The sequence below is a fragment of the Dellaglioa sp. CoH-57-MRSF-18 genome, assembly GCF_056781995.1.
On record NZ_JBXAXX010000019.1, the window covers coordinates 1 to 945 of the forward strand.

General features: G+C 55.7%; 3 protein-coding genes. All 3 read right to left on the minus strand.

Translation table 11 applies throughout. The features are described from left to right. On the minus strand, positions 1-496 hold a 496-nt coding region (locus tag AC1RPG_RS07775; RefSeq protein ID WP_481762437.1), incomplete at its 3' end, for a hypothetical protein. A 44-nt stretch (positions 497-540) separates the two neighbouring features. Further along, the gene (locus AC1RPG_RS07780) at positions 541-747 is read right to left on the minus strand and encodes a hypothetical protein (RefSeq protein WP_281116333.1); all 207 of its coding nucleotides are present in this window, start codon (positions 745-747) and stop codon (positions 541-543) included. Continuing rightward, on the minus strand, positions 714-945 hold a 232-nt coding region (locus AC1RPG_RS07785; RefSeq protein ID WP_481762438.1), incomplete at its 5' end, for a hypothetical protein. The genes AC1RPG_RS07780 and AC1RPG_RS07785, both read right to left, overlap by 34 nt.

Below are 945 nucleotides of genomic sequence, written 5' to 3' on the forward strand. Positions count from 1 at the left end.
ACTCCGGATGTTCCAGCGATTGGTACGAGCCACTGGACGTGCGACCACGGCGACACGACTCTTCGTCGAACGGCTTCCACGCAGCCCACCATTTGCAGGAATTGATGCGACACGACTCCGAATCCGTGTACGTGTCATACCGCAAGATCACACCCAAAGCCGAGTGGAACATGATACGCTGCATTTCTTGCCGGGGATCGTTGGGCGCGTAGTCCGGCGCATACGTGAAATGACGCGTGTAGCCCGTACGGAAACCAGCACGCTCCAGCGTCGTCCGATACTCTTCTTCCGTCATGCGCCCATGCACGTCGCCCAGTTGCTTGAGCGCGAATTCCTTCGACATGGATTTGCGCTGCGACGGGAGAATCGCCAGACCCAGACCTTCCGGACCATGGTAGGAACTCAGGCGGTTACCCGTAATCTGCTCGTACTCGTGCAGCGGATCGAAATCGTCGGCTTCGAAGTAGTCGTCTGCTGCGTTGTATTGTGCGCTCATGTTCCCTCCGTTGTGTAGTCAATGCGCGCAGTGTACGCCGCTATTTACTCGTCGTCAACTCCAAAATCACATTCGTCAAATGCCTCGTCCTCCCACTTAGCTTCTTCGAAGTGATTACGCCACATGAAGAATCGCGGATCATCCTTGTTGTAGGGATTGCGCGATGCCCCGTCCATTCCGCGCTCGCGCCACGCGCGTCTTGCTTGTTCCCGCATCGTCATTTCTTTTTCGCTTCCTGCTTCTTGATCCAACGATCCGCAATTTCCTCTTCCAGAACTTGCATGATGGATTGAACAACACAGCGCATCGAATCCAACTCAGGCAACGTGCGTCGATGGCGGTTCAGCTGTCGGACAAGAGCACGAAGCTCTTTTGTTGGGTGCTCACGGTGCTTGGCGCTCGATATCAACTTCAGTGCGCGCTCCGCGACCTCTGTGAACGACCAGTGT